The sequence below is a fragment of the Bacteroides rodentium JCM 16496 genome (assembly GCF_000614125.1).
GTDB lineage: Bacteria > Bacteroidota > Bacteroidia > Bacteroidales > Bacteroidaceae > Bacteroides > Bacteroides rodentium.
In genome coordinates this window covers 38,497-56,709 of sequence record NZ_BAKJ01000025.1, presented here as the reverse complement: position 1 = coordinate 56,709, position 18,213 = coordinate 38,497, and the positions used below count along the sequence as shown (strand labels likewise).

General features: G+C 46.1%; 16 protein-coding genes. 10 read left to right on the top strand and 6 right to left on the bottom strand.

All coding sequences use genetic code 11. From position 1 onward, the window contains the following. The first annotated feature begins 78 nt into the window (after window positions 1-78). From JCM16496_RS12250 to JCM16496_RS12225, 6 genes are all read left to right on the top strand, one after another. Window positions 79-2,127 (top strand): dipeptidyl-peptidase 3 family protein, encoded by a 2,049-nt coding sequence (locus JCM16496_RS12250; protein WP_025834584.1) that lies wholly within the window; start codon window positions 79-81, stop codon window positions 2,125-2,127. Between the two features lie 6 nt (window positions 2,128-2,133). After that, window positions 2,134-2,808: a DNA alkylation repair protein gene (locus JCM16496_RS12245; RefSeq protein ID WP_025834582.1), complete on the top strand. Its 675-nt coding sequence runs from the start codon at window positions 2,134-2,136 to the stop codon at window positions 2,806-2,808. 127 nt (window positions 2,809-2,935) lie between these two features. Continuing rightward, window positions 2,936-3,424 carry a Fur family transcriptional regulator gene (locus JCM16496_RS12240; protein WP_005835580.1) on the top strand — a complete coding sequence of 163 codons (489 nt, stop codon included), beginning with the start codon at window positions 2,936-2,938 and terminating at the stop codon, window positions 3,422-3,424. Beyond that, window positions 3,421-4,692: an adenylosuccinate synthase gene (locus JCM16496_RS12235; protein ID WP_025834579.1), complete on the top strand. Its 1,272-nt coding sequence runs from the start codon at window positions 3,421-3,423 to the stop codon at window positions 4,690-4,692. Before JCM16496_RS12240 ends, JCM16496_RS12235 begins: the two co-directional genes overlap by 4 nt. 102 nt (window positions 4,693-4,794) lie before the next feature. Further along, window positions 4,795-6,099, top strand: coding sequence for an alpha-L-fucosidase (locus tag JCM16496_RS12230; protein WP_005826218.1), 1,305 nt, complete (start codon window positions 4,795-4,797; stop codon window positions 6,097-6,099). Window positions 6,100-6,240: 141 nt separating this feature from the next. After that, complete coding sequence (locus JCM16496_RS12225; protein WP_016273159.1) at window positions 6,241-6,936, top strand: zinc metallopeptidase; 696 nt, start codon at window positions 6,241-6,243, stop codon at window positions 6,934-6,936. A gap of 106 nt (window positions 6,937-7,042) precedes the next feature. Here JCM16496_RS12225 and JCM16496_RS23810 read toward each other — a convergent pair whose 3' ends face one another. Both JCM16496_RS23810 and JCM16496_RS23805 read right to left on the bottom strand, forming a co-directional pair. After that, window positions 7,043-7,807 carry a transglutaminase domain-containing protein gene (locus tag JCM16496_RS23810; protein ID WP_244440353.1) on the bottom strand — a complete coding sequence of 255 codons (765 nt, stop codon included), beginning with the start codon at window positions 7,805-7,807 and terminating at the stop codon, window positions 7,043-7,045. Beyond that, complete coding sequence (locus JCM16496_RS23805; protein ID WP_244440352.1) at window positions 7,792-8,205, bottom strand: TPR end-of-group domain-containing protein; 414 nt, start codon at window positions 8,203-8,205, stop codon at window positions 7,792-7,794. The genes JCM16496_RS23810 and JCM16496_RS23805 overlap by 16 nt, the downstream gene beginning before the upstream one ends. A gap of 132 nt (window positions 8,206-8,337) precedes the next feature. Here JCM16496_RS23805 and hisS point away from each other — a divergent pair, with 132 nt between their 5' ends. Then, complete coding sequence (hisS, locus tag JCM16496_RS12215) at window positions 8,338-9,699, top strand: histidine--tRNA ligase (RefSeq protein WP_025834577.1); 1,362 nt, start codon at window positions 8,338-8,340, stop codon at window positions 9,697-9,699. Between the two features lie 352 nt (window positions 9,700-10,051). Next, window positions 10,052-10,792 carry an EFR1 family ferrodoxin gene (locus tag JCM16496_RS12205; RefSeq protein WP_025834576.1) on the top strand — a complete coding sequence of 247 codons (741 nt, stop codon included), beginning with the start codon at window positions 10,052-10,054 and terminating at the stop codon, window positions 10,790-10,792. 1 nt (window position 10,793) lies between these two features. On the opposite strand, the gene JCM16496_RS12200 is transcribed toward JCM16496_RS12205, so the two are convergent. The 4 genes from JCM16496_RS12200 to JCM16496_RS12185 form a co-directional block, all read right to left on the bottom strand. After that, window positions 10,794-11,498, bottom strand: coding sequence for a LytR/AlgR family response regulator transcription factor (locus JCM16496_RS12200; RefSeq protein WP_025834574.1), 705 nt, complete (start codon window positions 11,496-11,498; stop codon window positions 10,794-10,796). After that, window positions 11,467-12,519, bottom strand: coding sequence for a sensor histidine kinase (locus JCM16496_RS12195; protein WP_025834571.1), 1,053 nt, complete (start codon window positions 12,517-12,519; stop codon window positions 11,467-11,469). The genes JCM16496_RS12200 and JCM16496_RS12195 overlap by 32 nt, the downstream gene beginning before the upstream one ends. A gap of 171 nt (window positions 12,520-12,690) precedes the next feature. Next, on the bottom strand, window positions 12,691-14,979 hold the full coding sequence (locus tag JCM16496_RS12190; RefSeq protein ID WP_159102454.1) for a TonB-dependent receptor: 2,289 nt from the start codon (window positions 14,977-14,979) through the stop codon (window positions 12,691-12,693). 95 nt (window positions 14,980-15,074) lie between these two features. Next, entirely contained in the window at window positions 15,075-15,926 is an 852-nt protein-coding gene (locus JCM16496_RS12185; protein ID WP_025834569.1) for a bile acid:sodium symporter family protein, read from the bottom strand. A 183-nt stretch (window positions 15,927-16,109) separates the two neighbouring features. Between JCM16496_RS12185 and JCM16496_RS12180 the strand changes: the two genes are divergently transcribed. Next, window positions 16,110-16,382, top strand: coding sequence for a co-chaperone GroES (locus tag JCM16496_RS12180; RefSeq protein WP_004290132.1), 273 nt, complete (start codon window positions 16,110-16,112; stop codon window positions 16,380-16,382). 37 nt (window positions 16,383-16,419) lie between these two features. Beyond that, window positions 16,420-18,057, top strand: coding sequence for a chaperonin GroEL (gene groL / locus JCM16496_RS12175; protein WP_025834564.1), 1,638 nt, complete (start codon window positions 16,420-16,422; stop codon window positions 18,055-18,057). Window positions 18,058-18,213 lie beyond the last annotated feature (156 nt).

The window sequence follows — 18,213 nt, the reverse complement described above, 5'->3', positions numbered from 1 at the left end:
AAGGAAATATTCCGGAACAGTTGTTTCGGGATACTTCCTTTTCTTCTTTTTTAATACCAATCTATATACTCCCGACACATGAAGAAACAACTAATTTCTATGGTGACTGCCCTTTCTCTATTGACGGCTTGTGGCGGAAATCCGAAAACAACTGCTGAGGCAGAAAAATTTGACTATACAGTGGAACAATTTGCAGATTTACAGATTTTACGTTACCGCGTACCAGGTTTTGAGGATTTGTCCCTCAAACAAAAAGAATTGGTTTATTATTTGACGGAAGCGGCTTTGCAGGGCAGAGACATTCTTTTCGACCAGAATGGTAAGTACAACCTGACGATTCGCCGGATGCTGGAAGCTGTCTATACCGGCTATAAGGGAGATAAGAATACTCCTGATTTCAAGGCTATGGAAGTGTACCTCAAGCGGGTATGGTTCTCCAATGGCATTCATCATCACTATGGCAGCGAAAAGTTCGTTCCGGGATTTACTCCCGAATTCTTCAAGCAGGCTGTGCAGAGTGTGGATGCAGCTACGTTGCCGCTTGCCGAAGGACAGACTGTGGAACAACTGTGCGAGGAAGTGTTCCCCGTTATTTTCGACCCCACGGTAATGCCCAAACGGGTGAACCAAGCTGCCGGTGAAGATTTGGTTTTGACTTCCGCATGCAATTATTACGATGGCGTGACGCAGCAGGAGGCCGAAGATTTCTATAATGCCTTGAAGAATCCGCAGGATGAAACTCCCGTTTCCTATGGTTTGAACAGCCGTTTGGTGAAAGAGGATGGCAAGATTCAGGAGAAAGTATGGAAAGTGGGTGGCTTGTATGGACAGGCACTTGAGAAGATTGTCTACTGGCTGAAGAAGGCGGAAGGAGTTGCCGAGACTCCCGAGCAGAAGGCGGTGATAGCCAAACTGATGGAATTCTATGAAACCGGTGATTTGAAGACGTTCGATGAATATGCCATCCTGTGGGTGAAGGATTTGAACTCACGCATTGACTTTGTGAACGGTTTTACCGAAAGTTATGGTGACCCGCTCGGCATGAAGGCAAGCTGGGAATCTCTGGTGAATTTTAAAGATTTGGAAGCTACCCAGCGTACAGAGTTGATAAGCGGCAATGCACAGTGGTTTGAGGACCATTCGCCGGTAGACGGACAATTCAAGAAGGAGAAAGTGAAAGGGGTGTCTGCCAAGGTAATCACGGCGGCTATTCTGGCCGGTGACTTGTATCCTGCAACTGCTATCGGCATCAACCTGCCCAATGCCAACTGGATACGTAGCCATCATGGTTCGAAATCCGTTACAATCGGTAACATTACAGATGCTTATAACAAGGCAGCTCACGGCAACGGGTTCAATGAGGAGTTTGTGTACAGTGATGCAGAGCTTCAACTGATTGATAAGTACGCAGATGTGACAGATGAACTGCATACTGACTTGCATGAATGTTTGGGACATGGTTCCGGTAAATTGCTCCCGGGTGTGGACCCCGATGCGTTGAAGGCATATGGTTCTACTATCGAAGAGGCGCGCGCCGACTTGTTCGGACTCTACTACGTGGCCGACCCGAAACTGGTGGAACTGGGGCTTACTCCAAGTGCGGATGCTTATAAGGCTCAATACTACACCTATCTGATGAATGGTTTGATGACACAGCTTGTACGTATCGAACCGGGTAACAATGTAGAAGAAGCCCATATGCGCAACCGTCAGCTCATAGCCCGCTGGGTGTACGAGAAAGGTGCGGCGGAGAAGGTTGTGGAATTGGTAAAGAAGGATGGGAAGACGTACGTTGTGATAAACGATTATGAGAAAGTGCGTGACTTGTTTGGCCGGTTGCTTGCCGAGATACAGCGTATCAAGTCCACCGGTGACTATGCCGGCGCCCATGATTTAGTGGAAGCCTATGCCGTGAAAGTCGATCCCGCTTTGCATGCCGAAGTGCTGGAACGCTACAAGAAGCTGAATCTTGCGCCGTATAAGGGTTTCGTCAATCCCAAGTATGAAGCGGTGACGGATGCCGACGGTACTATAACAGATGTGACAGTGACTTATGATGAAGGTTATGCGGAACAGATGTTGCGTTATAGCAAAGACTATTCTACATTGCCTTCTGTCAATAAATGATGAACTATGATAGATACTAAAGAGCAGCTGCATCAGCGGCTGAAAGATATAAAGACACAGCTCCGTCTCTCGATGAACGGGGCTGTGTCCCAAAGTATGCGTGAGAAAGGGCTGGTATATAAGCTGAACTTTGGCGTGGAGCTGCCCCGTATCAAGGGTATTGCTGCCGGTTACGAGAAAGACCACTCCCTGGCTCAGGCTTTGTGGAAAGAAGATATCAGAGAGTGCAAAATATTGGCGGGACTTTTACAGCCGGTAGAGAGTTTCCTGCCCGAGATAGCCGATATCTGGGTGGAAGATATCCGTAACATCGAGATTGCAGAACTTACCAGCATGAATTTATTCCAACATCTTCCTTATGCGCCTGCCAAGTCCTTCCATTGGATTGCAAGCGAGGACGAATACACGCAGGTTTGCGGCTTCCTCACCATAGCCCGTCTATTGATGAAGAAAGGGGATATGAACGAACGGGTTGAAAATGAGTTTCTCGACCAGGCAATAACGGCTTTTTTGTCGGGCTCCTATCATGTACGCAATGCAGCCATGACTGCCATCCGCCGCTTTATGCAGCAAAATGAGGAAAATTCTTTTCAAGTTTGCCGCAGGGTGGAGGGTATGGACAATTCTTCTTCTGATGTAGAACAATTACTATACAATCTTGTAAAAGAGGAGGTTTGTTAGATTAGTTCTATGGTTATAGAGACTGATGCGGTAAGGGAATATTTCCCTTATCGCAATTTTTATCTCTTTCTCGTTTGCTTTCCACAAAAAAGGATTAACTTTGTTGGCTGTAAAACTGCGCCGTCAAATGGAAAGTCAGAATGTGAAAGATACAGTTAGGCAGATATTCACTGAATATCTGAATGCGAACGGGCATCGGAAGACTCCCGAACGTTATGCTATACTTGACACCATTTACTCCATAGACGGTCATTTTGATATCGACACGCTCTATTCACTGATGGCCGACCAGGAGAACTTCCGCGTCAGCCGTGCAACGCTTTACAATACCATCATTTTGCTTATAAATGCTCGTCTGGTCATCAAGCATCAGTTCGGCAACTCTTCCCAATACGAAAAATCTTATAATCGCGATACGCACCATCATCAGATATGCACCCAGTGCGGAAAGGTGACCGAGTTTCAGAACGAGGAGTTGCAACATGCCATTGAGAATACCAAACTGAGCCGTTTTAATCTTACGCACTATTCCTTATATATGTATGGGTTGTGCAGCAAGTGTGACCGGGCCAATAAACGGAAGAAAAAGAATAATAACCATAAAAAAGAAAAATGAAAGTAGACGTATTATTAGGATTACAATGGGGCGACGAAGGCAAAGGCAAAGTCGTTGATGTGTTAACTCCGAGATACGATGTCGTAGCTCGTTTCCAGGGCGGACCGAATGCCGGACATACACTCGAGTTTGAAGGGCAGAAGTATGTGCTCCGTTCCATTCCGTCTGGAATATTCCAGGGGGACAAGGTGAATATCATTGGTAACGGTGTAGTGCTTGACCCGGCTCTCTTCAAAGCGGAAGCCGAATCTTTGGAAGCGTCCGGCCATAACTTGAAGGAACGCTTGCACATTTCCAAGAAAGCACACCTCATTCTGCCGACTCACCGCATACTGGATGCTGCATACGAAGCAGCCAAAGGCGATGCAAAGGTAGGAACGACCGGAAAAGGCATCGGACCGACTTACACGGATAAAATCAGCCGTAACGGTGTGCGTGTAGGCGACATTCTGCATGATTTTGACAAGAAGTATGCAGCGGCCAAGGCCCATCATGAGCAAATCTTGAAAGGCTTGAACTATGAGTATGACATTACCGAAATGGAGAAGGCATGGTTCGAAGGTATCGAATACTTGAAACAATTCCAGTTGGTGGATAGCGAACACGAGATGAACAATCTGCTGGCTGCCGGCAAGTCTGTATTGTGCGAAGGTGCGCAGGGGACAATGCTGGACATTGATTTCGGTTCTTATCCGTTTGTAACGTCTTCCAATACGGTTTGTGCAGGTGCTTGTACCGGTCTGGGTATTGCTCCCAACAAGATTGGTGAGGTATATGGAATTTTCAAAGCCTATTGTACGCGCGTAGGTGCCGGTCCGTTCCCGACGGAATTGTTCGACAAGACCGGTGACCAGATTTGCACGCTAGGTCATGAGTTCGGTTCTGTGACAGGACGTAAGCGCCGTTGTGGCTGGATTGACCTGGTGGCATTGAAATATGCCATTATGGTAGACGGGGTTACCAAACTGATTATGATGAAGAGCGATGTACTCGATTCTTTTGAAACCATTAAGGCTTGTGTAGCTTACAAGATGGATGGGGAAGAGATTGATTACTTCCCGTTCGATATCAATGAGACTATTGAACCGGTTTATGTAGAGCTGCCCGGTTGGCAGACGGATATGACCAAGATGCAGAGTGAAGATGAGTTCCCGGAAGAATTCAATGCATACTTGTCATTCTTGGAAGAACAGCTTGGTGTGCCCATCAAGATTGTTTCCCTGGGACCGGACCGTGAACAGACCATCGAACGGTATACAGAGGAATAATAAAACAAACAGATAACCTTAGACACGGATTACACGGATTTCGCGGCTTCATCTGAAGAACCGTGGGTGTCCGGATAATCCGTGTCTTTTTTATTTATTGCCATGAAAACACGTCTTTTGTCTTTTTTACTGTTGTTTCTTCTTGTGTGCTCCGCACAGTCGCAGACTTATCAGCCGACGGAGGAGAACCTGAAATCCCGTCAGGAGTTTCGGGACAATCGCTTCGGTATCTTCCTGCATTGGGGGATATACAGTATGCTGGCTACCGGAGAATGGACCATGACGAACAAGAACCTTAATTATAAGGAGTATGCCAAACTGGCGGGAGGTTTCTATCCTGCCAAGTTCGATGCCGCCAGATGGGTGTCAGCCATCAAGGCGTCCGGGGCAAAGTATATCTGCTTTACATCCCGGCATCACGATGGCTTTTCTATGTTCCACACACGCTTTTCCGATTACAATATTGTGGATGCCACCCCTTTTAAACGGGATATTCTGAAAGAATTGGCGGACGAGTGCCACAAGCAGGGTATCCGTCTGCATCTCTACTATTCGCACATCGACTGGTATCGCGAAGATGCTCCGTGGGGACGCACCGGACGTGGAACGGGACGGCCGAATCCGAAGGGCGACTGGAACAGCTACTATAAATTCATGAACAACCAGCTGACCGAGTTGCTCACCAATTATGGAAAAATAGGTGCCATTTGGTTTGATGGCTGGTGGGACCAGGACCAGAATCCGGATTTTGACTGGCAACTGCCCGGGCAATATGCCATGATACACCGCCTGCAACCGGCTTGCTTGGTTGGGAACAACCATCATCAAGCACCGTTTGCCGGCGAGGATATCCAGATATTCGAGCGCGACCTGCCGGGAGAGAACCGTGCCGGTCTTTCCGGGCAGGATATCAGCGCCTTACCCCTTGAAACCTGCGAGACGATGAATGGAATGTGGGGATATAAGATTACGGACCAGGATTATAAATCCACCAAAACGCTGATACATTATCTGGTGAAGGCTGCGGGTAAAGATGCCAATCTGCTGATGAATATCGGTCCTCAGCCGGACGGTGAGCTGCCTGCTGTTGCATTGGAGCGTCTGGCAGAAGTAGGGGAATGGATGAAGGTATACGGTGAAACCATCTACGGAACCCGTGGCGGCTGCATTGCTCCGCATCCTTGGGGAGTCACTACACAAAGAGAAAATAAATTATACGTGCATATCCTCGAATTGCAGGATAAGGCTCTCTTCCTGCCGTTGGAAGGCAAGAAAGTGAGGAAGGCAGTGGGGTATGCCGACCGTCTTCCAGTGAAGTTCCGTAAGTGTGAAGGAGGGGTGATGCTCTACTTGCCGGAGGTTCCGACGGATATCGATAAAGTGATAGAGGTGGAGATTGAAAAATAAATTATAAATCAGAAATCTTTAATTCTTCCTAAAAGATAAAGGAAACGCTGGCATTGCTCACCGTTTCCTTTTATTTTTGGCAGACTATTTGTTATACAATAAGAAACGACTGATTTATTCACAATTTAAAGAAAGAAAATTATGGGAACAGGAATGATAGGAATGCAATGGATTATTTTTATCGGTATTGCCGTCGTCAGCTGGCTGGTACAGATGAATCTTCAGAACAAATTCAAGAAGTACTCTAAAATCCCTACCGGCAACGGAATGACGGGAGCAGACGTGGCTTTGAAGATGCTGCACGACAATGGCATCTACGATGTGACTGTGACGCATACTCCCGGACATCTGACCGACCATTATAATCCTGCCAATAAGACAGTAAACCTGAGTGAGAGTGTTTATAGCAGTAACAGCATCATGGCTGCTGCCGTTGCAGCCCACGAATGTGGTCACGCCGTGCAGCATGCACGCGCATATGCTCCGTTGACAATGCGCAGCAAACTGGTACCGGTCGTTTCTTTTGCCTCACAGTGGATGACGTGGTTGCTGCTGGCAGGTATCTTGATGCTGAACTCCTTCCCGCAACTGTTGCTGGCAGGCATTATACTGTTTGCATTGACAACTTTGTTCAGCTTCATCACCTTGCCGGTGGAAATCAATGCAAGTAAGCGTGCGCTGGTATGGCTTAGCAATTCCGGCATTACGAATTCATATAATCATGCGCAAGCGGAAGATGCACTCCGTTCGGCTGCCTATACGTATGTAGTGGCTGCTCTCGGTTCGCTTGCTACCCTGATTTATTATATCATGATATTCCTGGGACGCAGAGATTAAACACATGATGCAGACATAAAAAACAGACCATCTGTTCACCCGAAACAGATGGTCTGTTTGCTTTAAATAGATGATGTGTCTCTGCCGGATGCATCATCTGTTTTTTTTATTCCTGATAGGGCGATTGCCAGAACCAGGTATCGTCATTGACCACGTACTTGGCTTGGAAGAAGTTTTCTGCATTAGGGTCTGAGGGGCAAAGCAGTACATCGTCTGCTTTTATGCTGTAGAGATTCTTGGCCATATAGCTGTCTAAATAATATTCTTTGGTAATCTTCTGCTGGTTGTTCCAGTTGGCTTCTTCATTTAGGATTACCGGACGACCGTCTCGCAGACGTTCGCGCACTTCTTGCACGCTTAGCATGATGCCGTTTTCATCCATCACCCAGGCATTGTTGGTGGGGTCTACCCATATCCATTTATCCAAGGTATTGGAATAAACTACGTTAATGGAATGGCATTCGCCGATGTATTTTTGAGGTAATCCGCTGATGTGTCGTGCCTTAAATCCCATGGACAGATAACAATCCTTCAGTACATGGGCAAGACCTCCGCAATGCAGACCTCGCGCACCGCCTTTGCAAGCTTCTGCCCATTTGATGATGTTGCTGCCTGCCGGACTTTCATGGTTTCCGTCATGTTTTATGGTGTTGTGTATATAAGTCAGTATGTTCTTTATTTTTGATAATTCGTCGCCTGCGCCTGCCACACTGTCCAACTTGAAGTATTGGCGTACCTCTACTAAATACTTGTTGTTGGGATTGATGTATTCGAAGCGGGGGAGTGTATCAGGGCGCTCATTGTGGGTGTATCCCGGTGCTTTTTGAAGTATGTCGAGGTAGTCACCCACTTTCTTCACTTTGGCAAGCACTGCTTGAAGCGTTTATCGCTGCGCAGGTTGTCTAAGTCGGTATCATTCATCATGTGGTTGTAATCTTGAAATCCATTGTCGTAGGCCAGTTCTAAATTTTTGATGGCTTCACCTTTTTTCTTTAACAAGGATTGGAAGCAGGCTAAATTGTAGTAATAGGACTGTATGAGCCAGCTATACTTTTTCTGAGTGTTCTCGTCTTGTTCTTTGAACAGAGTTATCAAAGCCTTACCGTTCTTTTCGGCTTCTTTATAGTTTTTCTCATTGACGGCTTGTTGCAGCTTTTGTGCGATGGCTTCTTCTTTTTGGTCGAAGTCTTTGGCGTTGTCGGATTGTGCCCGGCTAATGCCGATGCCGCATAGCAACAACATGCAGAATAAAATCAGTCTCTCTTTCATAAATGTGTAAGTTTGAAGTTTGTTTTGGTCGTTTTTATGCGACGGTAATGATACAAAGGTAAACATTCTCTTTTCTTAATCAATAAAATACTGTAACTTTGTCGTCCGATTTTTAAAATAATTGAACTGATTATGGCAGCAAAACCAAGTATTCCGAAAGGAACCCGTGACTTCTCGCCCGTAGAAATGGCGAAGCGTAACTATATATTCAATACGATTCGTGAGGTGTATCATCTCTATGGTTTTCAGCAGATAGAAACGCCCTCGATGGAAATGCTTTCTACCTTGATGGGGAAGTATGGTGAGGAAGGCGACAAGCTTTTGTTCAAGATACAGAATTCCGGTGATTACTTCTCCGGACTGACAGATGAAGAACTGTTGAGCCGTAATGCCCCGAGACTTGCCTGCAAGTTTTGCGAGAAAGGTTTGCGCTATGACCTCACAGTACCTTTTGCCCGCTACGTGGTGATGCACCGCGATGAAATAACTTTTCCTTTCAAACGTTATCAGATACAGCCCGTCTGGCGCGCCGACCGTCCGCAGAAAGGACGCTATCGTGAGTTCTATCAGTGCGATGCCGATGTGGTAGGCAGCGATTCCTTGCTGAATGAGGTGGAGCTGATGCAGATTGTCGATACGGTATTTACCCGCTTCGGCATCCGTGTTTGTATCAAGATTAACAACCGTAAGATATTGAGTGGCATTGCCGAAATCATCGGTGAGTCTGACAAGATTGTTGATATTACTGTGGCCATCGATAAGTTGGATAAGATAGGTCTGGACAATGTCAATGCCGAGTTGAAAGAGAAAGGCATCAGTGACGAGGCTATCGCCAAACTGCAACCTATCATTTTGTTGAGCGGAAGTAATGAAGAGAAACTCGCAACTCTGAAGGAGGTTCTTGCTGCCAGCGAGACCGGACTGAAGGGCGTGGAGGAAAGTGAATTTATCCTTTCCACCTTAAAGAACCTTGGCTTGAAGAACGAAATCGAGCTGGATTTGACATTGGCCCGTGGCTTGAATTACTATACCGGTGCCATCTTTGAAGTAAAGGCGCTGGATGTGCAAATCGGTAGTATTACTGGTGGAGGACGCTATGACAACTTGACGGGTGTATTCGGTATGTCCGGTGTCAGTGGTGTCGGTATCTCGTTCGGTGCAGACCGTATCTTTGATGTGCTGAACCAGCTTGACCTCTACCCGAAAGAAGCGGTGAACGGTACTCAGTTACTGTTTATCAACTTTGGTGAGAAAGAGGCCGCATTCTCAATGAATGTATTGACTGAAGTGCGTGCGGCAGGCATCCGTGCCGAGATTTTCCCCGATGCAAGCAAGATGAAGAAACAGATGGGGTATGCGAACTCCAAAGCCATCCCGTTTGTGGCTCTGGTGGGTGAGAATGAAATGAATGAAGGTAAGGTGACATTGAAAAACATGGAGACCGGAGAGCAGAAAATGGTCACTCCCCAAGAGTTGGTTAGCGAACTGAAATAATAAAAACTGAAATACATTTAAAAAGGAGCACAAAGTTGCTCCTTTTTTTGTATATTTATGGCACGAATATAGGTATTTGTAATAGTGGCGTAGGAGAAATGAAACATCCTGCATTTATCTTTGTACTGACAAAAAAGGAGGTTCTTATGGTTTCTGTTGAGCTTAAGCAAGAAAAACACAATGCCCTCGTCAGTTTCCTGATGATTGTCATAGCGGCATTGTTCCTGCTCTATATGGCAGTTCATTGATACATTCTACAAAAGCGTTCTGGGAAAATTATTCCATAGAAGAGCTGCTGGAATAGAAGGAATTCAAGTCAAATCACTACCTTTGTCGGCAAAACATATTGCCGATGATACTTTATTTTACCGCAACCGGAAACTCACGCTGGATTGCAGAATTGCTTGCAGAGGCTATGCATGATACTGCTGCCAGCATTGTTGATTGCCTTAAACAAGGCTTGATACCCGCAGGGCTGTCGACTGCTGACAGACTGGGTATTGTTTTTCCGGTACACTCATGGTATGCACCCCGTGTCTTGATTGATTTTTTGTCGCAGCTCCGGTTGCCGGACTGCTGTTACCGTTATGCCGTGTGTACATGCGGGGACGATATGGGAAAGGGAATGAACCGCCTGGCGGAACATTTTCCGTTGGATGCAGCCTGGTCTGTTGCAATGCCCAATACCTACGTACCGATGTTCGACTTGGACGATGAGGCGCTTTGCCGTAAGAAGATAGAAAATGCACGGCATGCCATTGCTTCGATTGCGGCGGATGTCATTGCACGGAAAAAGGTCTGGAGTGTGCATGAAGGCGGTGCTGCCTGGTTGAAAACGTATGTAGTGAATCCTTTGTTTGTACGTTTTACCATTGGTACCAAGGGATTTCATGTAGATGAAGGCTGTGTCTCTTGCGGAATATGCAGAAAGTCTTGTCCGGTAGGCAATATCAGGATGGTAGATGGACGTCCGGTGTGGGGAAAGCAGTGCATTCACTGCATGGCGTGCCTGCATGCTTGTCCCCAGGAGGTGATACAGTATGGAAAAACGACACGGAAGAAGGGGCGGTACCGGTTGGCCGACTACTTATAGGCTATCGGGATATCAACTTGTCCTTCAATAGGGCATTCAGTACCTCATCGCGTAGGTTGCGGGCTATCGGTATCTTATGTGTCCCTATGATGAGCATATTCCCTTCTATGGCTTGTACTTTGCTTGTCTGCACAATGTAGGAGCGGTGTACTTGCATAAACTGGTTACCGGGCAGGAATTCCAATAAACTCTTTAGGGGAGAATAGGTGATTTCCTTTGAGGAGGAGGTATGTATCAATACGTAGTTGCCCATACTTTCTATGAACAGAATATCCTGGATGGTCACCTTCTTGAGCAGTTTGTCTGTCTTTACGAAGAGGTAAGGCGTGGGAGTGGATTCTCGCTCTTTCTGTAGCAGTTCATGCACTCTGTTCACCGCTTTCAGAAAGCGGTCGAAGGAAATGGGTTTGAGCAGATAATCGGTTACATTCAGCTCATATCCTTTCAATGCATACTGCTCGTAGGTTGACGTGATGATGACTTTGGGAGGATTATGGATACCGCTTAGAAAATCAATGCCGTTGATGTAGGGCATTTCTATGTCCATAAACAGCAACTCTGGCTGTTCTTTTTTCAACAGCTCGTTCAGTTGCAGGGCGTTCTCGCATTCTCCTGTCAAAGTCAGGAAATCTGTTTTTTCAATGTAACCGCGCAATCCTTTGCGTGCAATCGGTTCATCGTCGGTTATCACACATTTTATTTTCATAGGGTGTCAGTTCAATGGTGAGTTCTGCAAAGAAAGTGTTTTCTTCGGGACATATCTTTAATAGGTGTCTGCCGGGATATAGAATGTTCAGGCGCTTCTTCATATTTTCAATTCCCAGGCCACTGCTCTTTTTACGGTGGGCGATTGCCGGTTGGTCTACAGAATTCCCGGCTGTAAAAACAAGCTTATTTTCAATAGCTTTCAAGGAAAAGTGAATCCAATAGGCTCCGCTGACATATTTGAAGGCATTTTCTACTAGAGGCTGGAATAGGAGAGGATGAATCTCCTGCGTGTGGAGGTGTTCGTCGTATTCCTCTGTAAGTACAAGTCGTTCACTCATCCGTAATCGCTGAAATTGGATGTATGCCTCCAGATAGTCGAGTTCCTGCTTTACGGTTACTTTTTGCTTGATGTCATACAGTTGATAGCGCAACAGTTCGGAAAGTAGCTCAATGGAGTGCTTGGCCTGCATGTTGGAGTCTTCTATCTGGAAATAGATGGTGTTCAGCGCATTGAAAAGGAAATGCGGATGATATTGTGATTTCAGTAGTTTGAGTTCTGTATCCAATTGCTCGTTTCGGAGCTTTTCCAACAGCAAACTCTGGTGCTGGTAGTAATTGGATATTTCCTTGTTGCGGATGATTGTATAGTATAGTACGTTGAGGGGAACATAGATAATATTGACTAAGATATAGTCACTTATAGGTTGTCCTAATTCTATGAGTCCTAACGCGTAGGTGATTGATAGGGTAACGTTGGTCGTTATGAACAGTCCGAGTGTTATGTACGAATACTCTTTGCCTATGGATATTTCTTTTCTGAATATGTATTTATGAAAGATGTTCCGGAGGCAGTAATCCACTATATAGCAAAGTAATATGGTCAAGAGCAGGGCACGTAGCTGGTTGTTGAAGTCAGGCCACCACTCGGTTCCCCGCGAAGGGTCCGTTGCCAGCCTTAGGAAATAGAACTCAATTACTCCTAGGATTAGGGGAGATATCCAACGCAGGAAATGCTTCATTCGGAATTGTTTTAACTGGTTACAAATTTATCCGTTTACTTTCACTTATACTATTTTTAGGGGTAAATTCTTTCGGTGTCTCTCCTTTGTGGAAACGGAAAGAAAAGCCTACGCCCAGTTTCATTCGCATTTTCTCTTTATACCATCCTTGCTGGGTGGTGCTGAATACATCTATGTGTATGTGGCGTGAGGAGAATAGGTTCTCGGCAAAGAGGCGTAATGTCCCCCGGTCACCGAACATACTTTTGCTGATTCCCCCGGATACGGACCACATGGGGAGATGATTGCTTGCCCCTGGGGTGTCTTTCCGTTCCAATAGCCGTTCAGCTCGGTTGTCCATCCTTGGGGCAGATGCAGTTGGTGGCCTATGTAGAGCATGGGAGTAAACTTTTTGTTCCGGTATTCGTCCCCATCCATTTGCCAGGCATACTTCCGGTAGATGAGGAGCAGGTTTGTATTAATCTGCCACCACGGGAACGGTTTCAGGTTGGCGGCACTCAGCCGTATACCTGCTGAATAGTCGGAGGAAAGATTCATGGGCAGTACCAATATGCGTTTGTTTTCTTCGGCCATGTAACTTTTAGTTATGGGATGACGGGTATAGGAAGCCAAGAGACTCATTCGATAGCGACTCTTCAGGATATAGGAGAATTCGGTGTTATGGGCGAGTTCCGGTTCCAGGCGGGTATTGCCTTGTTCATACAGATAATTGTCGTTAATGGTGACAAACGGGTTCAGGTCCCGGTATTGCGGACGTACAATCCGTTTGCTGTACAGAAAGGAGAGCTGGTGTATATCCTTCCACTGATATTGCATTTGCAGAAAGGGGAAGATATGGGTGTAGTGATTGGTAAAGGAAGAGTCTGCACGCAGGGTATTTCCTGCCAGTTCTCCTTTTATATTGGTATTTTCTACACGTATCCCTGCTTCCATCTTCCAGGATTTTCCGAAAGATGTATTCAACGTTATATATCCGGCGTTGATATTCTCATTGTAGATGAAGTGATTGTTCAGTGACAGTATTTCTTGCCAGTTGTCATATTCTTTATTACAATAGGTGGCGGAGTTATCGATGGATACAAAGGTAGTCTTGCCACCGATACCCAATGTCGTTTTCTCAGAGAGTGGTGCAACAAGGTTCGTTTGTCCGCAATAGATTTGAATATCCCCTTCCATGTCTCCCTTGAGTAGGCTGTTCCTATATATTTCCGAGGATTCTATGAGCGAGAAACTACTTTGCTGGTCCTGTTTGTCGGCGTTGCCGAACAATTGGAAATCAAAGGAAGCATCCCATTTCAGTTTGTTGGGAGATTGATAGCCGGTACTGATTCCGCCAATCAGGTTGTGCTGGCTTGCTCTCAGGCGGTTCCGGGTGATGGAGGAGGAATCTGGAGCTGCTGTGAGTGAATAGAAATCCGAGCCCAGCTTTTCTTTTCCCCGCCGGCTGATCGAGCTCCCGTTGAGATAGCCGTTCAGGTTAGTATGCGGAGTCAGCTCATAGTCGGCTGCAATCCTGAAGTTATGGGATTTATACGCGTAGGTACGATAGGCTTGCTGCCCCATATGGAAATCAAGGATTTGTTGGGTAGCCAAGTCTATGTACTCACGGGACATGGTGGTTTCGTTAAGGTCGATTCCCTCATAATAGGCATAATCGGTATATAGATTGAACTTGTTCTTGCGCAGGTTTAGATAAATGTTGCCATAACCGGAACCGTAGATGTACGCTTGATTGTAACCGGCATTCCCGCCGGCAACCAGTCCTTTTATATTTATCCTTTTTGTTTCAATGTTTATCACTCCCGTTTTCCCGGCTGCATCGAGATGGGAGGACGGATTGTTTATCGGTTCTATTTTCTCCACTGTCGACGCCGGGATACTTCGCAAGTAGTTTATCAGCGTTTCTCCGCTCAGATAGGTTGTCTTTCCATTCATCAGTACGTTGATGCCTCCTTGTCCGTCCAGCAGAATATTGCCGTTGCTTTGAATCTGCACGCCTGGCATCTGTCTCAATGCGTCGTACAGATTGCCTTGTGTACCCGAGATGGTAGCCGAGAGGTTGTAGACCGTTTTCCCGGCCTTCATCTCTACCGGTACTTTTTGTGCAGTAACGGTGATACCGGACAATGCATAGGAATCTTCCTCCATAAGAATCCTACTCAGTTTGGCGGTTTCTGTGTCGGTGATACTGAAAGGGATATAGCGAGTTTTGTATCCTACGGCCGATGTCTTTAACAGATAACTGCCGTTATGCCGCAGGGGTAGGGTGAAGTGACCTTGTTCTCTGGTGACAGTGCCTTGTACAAAGGAAGAATCCTTTGCATCCAGTCCCACTACGGTAGCTCCTTCTATGGGTAGTTGCTTACTGTCGGTTATTTCACCTTGTACCGCTTGTGCTTGAAGTATGGAGAAGGGCAACAGCAATCCCCACAAAAGAATCGGAATTCGTTTCATCATCATATCCATTTGTTTTCTGCACGAAAGTAGATATGAAGAGGGCGGTAATCAAATAAAAAGGATGAATGGCAGGAAATCCGTGATGAACGGTTGGTTTCTTATCTTCGTTTTACTATTCCCACGTAAACCAGCAGAATGACGTTCATCATCAGTGCGTAGATAATAGCAGGTATTGCAATGATGTCATTGTTGAATACAAACGGGCTACTGGCAACAGCAATTGCTTGTGCGGCATTCTGCATACCGATTTCTATAATGAGTGTACGTTGTTCTTTCCGGTTGAGATGCATGGACTTCGATAGCACTACGCCGCCTCCTATAGCCAGCAGGATAAGAATGGAGATGCAGAGGCCCAGTTTGCCGAATTGGTCGGTGATGGTAGCATGGTGCTGTATGAAGAAGATGGTTGCCAGCAGGATAAGTGCGGGAAAGGCTGTCTTGGACAATATCTTATGAAGCCTTTCTGCCATTTGCGGACGGTAGCGCTTCGTGAGTATGCCGGCTACAATGGGAAGAAGCATCAGGACCAAGTTCTGCATGATGAGGCTGCCTACGGGGAGATGGATATCTATGTCCAGATTGCTGTCTACAAAGTGTGTGGCGAATTCCATAATCACGGGGATAGTGAACAGCGTAATAATGCTGCTGCATGCCGTCAGTGATACGGACAATGCTACGTCTCCTTTGGCTATCATGGAGAAGATGTTGGATGAGCTGCCGCCTGGCGAGCAGGCTATGAGTATGATGCCGATAAAGAACAGAGGTTCGAGCTGGAAGACATGTCCTAAAGCAAATGCCAGTATCGGCAGTAGGATGATTTGGCCTGCCAGCCCGGCAATAATGGGGCGGGGGCGTTTGCGGAACAGTTTAAAGTCTTCGGTTTGTAATGTCAGTCCCAGTTCAAACATCAATAAGGTAAGAATGGGGAGGACTATCCATATTGCGTTCATAAGTCAAATCATTTTTGAGGCTGCAAAGATAGCAAATATTGTTGTATACTTTGCCATTTTGTCAGCCTTTGTCTGCCAAACAATCAGCTTGTTCGTTTGGCACGGTTTTCGTAAGTTGTTTATCGCTTGTTTAAAGCAAAATTACCATTATAACAAATGTATAACATATAAAACAAAAAGATTATGAACATTAAACCATTAGCAGACAGAGTGCTGATACTCCCTGCACCTGCAGAAGAAAAGACAATTGGCGGTATCATTATTCCTGATACAGCGAAAGAGAAACCTTTGAAAGGTGAAGTTATTGCAGTAGGCAACGGAACAAAAGACGAAGAAATGGTGTTGAAGGTTGGTGACACAGTGCTGTATGGCAAGTATGCCGGTACTGAACTGGAAGTTGAAGGAACCAAGTACCTCATCATGCGTCAAAGCGATGTGCTCGCTGTTTTAGGTTAATTTGTAAATTGTAAATCGTTAAAATGTAAATATAGTTATGGCAAAAGAAATATTATTCAATATCGATGCCCGTGACCAATTGAAGAAAGGTATCGACACACTGGCAAATGCAGTAAAAGTAACCCTCGGCCCTAAAGGTCGTAACGTTATCATCGAAAAGAAATTCGGTGCTCCCCACATCACGAAAGATGGTGTAACGGTAGCTAAAGAGGTAGAGTTGGCAGACGCATATCAGAATACCGGCGCACAGCTGGTAAAGGAAGTTGCTTCCAAGACCGGCGACGATGCAGGTGACGGTACTACAACTGCTACTGTTTTGGCTCAGGCTATCGTGGCCGAAGGTCTGAAGAACGTGACTGCCGGCGCTAGCCCGATGGATATCAAACGCGGTATCGACAAGGCTGTTGCCAAAGTGGTTGATTCCATCAAAGGCCAGGCAGAGAAAGTGGGTGACAACTATGACAAGATTGAACAAGTTGCTTCCGTTTCTGCCAACAACGATCCCGTTATCGGCAAACTGATTGCAGATGCTATGCGCAAAGTTTCCAAAGACGGTGTTATCACTATCGAAGAGGCCAAGGGTACTGATACTACTATCGGTGTGGTTGAAGGTATGCAGTTCGACCGTGGTTACCTTTCTGCTTACTTCGTTACCAATACGGAGAAGATGGAGTGCGAAATGGAAAAACCGTACATCCTGATTTATGATAAGAAGATTTCCAACCTGAAAGATTTCCTGCCTATCCTCGAACCTGCAGTACAGACCGGCCGTCCTTTGCTGGTTATTGCAGAAGATGTGGATAGCGAAGCGCTGACAACTTTAGTTGTAAACCGTCTGCGTTCTCAGTTGAAGATTTGTGCAGTGAAGGCTCCGGGCTTCGGTGACCGTCGCAAGGAAATGTTGGAGGATATTGCAGTGCTGACCGGTGGTGTTGTCATCAGCGAGGAAAAAGGTCTGAAGCTGGAACAAGCTACTATCGAAATGCTGGGTACTGCCGACAAGGTAACTGTTTCCAAGGATAACACGACCATCGTAAACGGTGCCGGTGACAAAGAGAACATCAAGGAACGTTGCGAACAAATCAAGGCTCAGATTGTAGCTACGAAGTCTGATTATGATAAGGAAAAACTGCAGGAACGTCTGGCCAAGTTGTCTGGCGGTGTAGCTGTTCTTTATGTGGGTGCTGCTTCTGAGGTTGAAATGAAGGAAAAGAAAGACCGTGTGGACGATGCACTCCGTGCTACCCGTGCTGCTATCGAAGAAGGTATCGTTCCTGGTGGTGGTGTAGCCTATATTCGCGCGTTGGATGCATTGGAAGGCTTCAAGGGTGACAATGTGGACGAAACCACAGGTATTGACATCATCAAGCGTGCTATCGAAGAACCGTTGCGTCAGATTGTTGCCAACGCCGGTAAAGAAGGTGCTGTTGTTGTGCAGAAAGTACGCGAAGGCAAGGCAGACTTCGGCTACAATGCCCGTACCGATGTTTATGAGAACCTGCATGCAGCCGGTGTGGTAGATCCTGCCAAGGTTACTCGTGTGGCTCTTGAAAATGCCGCTTCTATTGCCGGTATGTTCCTGACTACAGAATGTGTAATCGTAGAGAAGAAAGAAGATAAGCCTGAGATGCCGATGGGTGCTCCCGGAATGGGAGGCATGGGCGGAATGATGTAAGATCGTTTTCCCTGATTGCTTAATCAAATAGGAGAACCGCAGTATCTTTTTGATAGATACTGCGGTTTTTTTGTTCTATTTTCCTTCTTGATTATCAATAAAAAGAGTGTAATATTACAAAAGTGTTGCAAAAATGGTTCATTTTCATATCTTTTG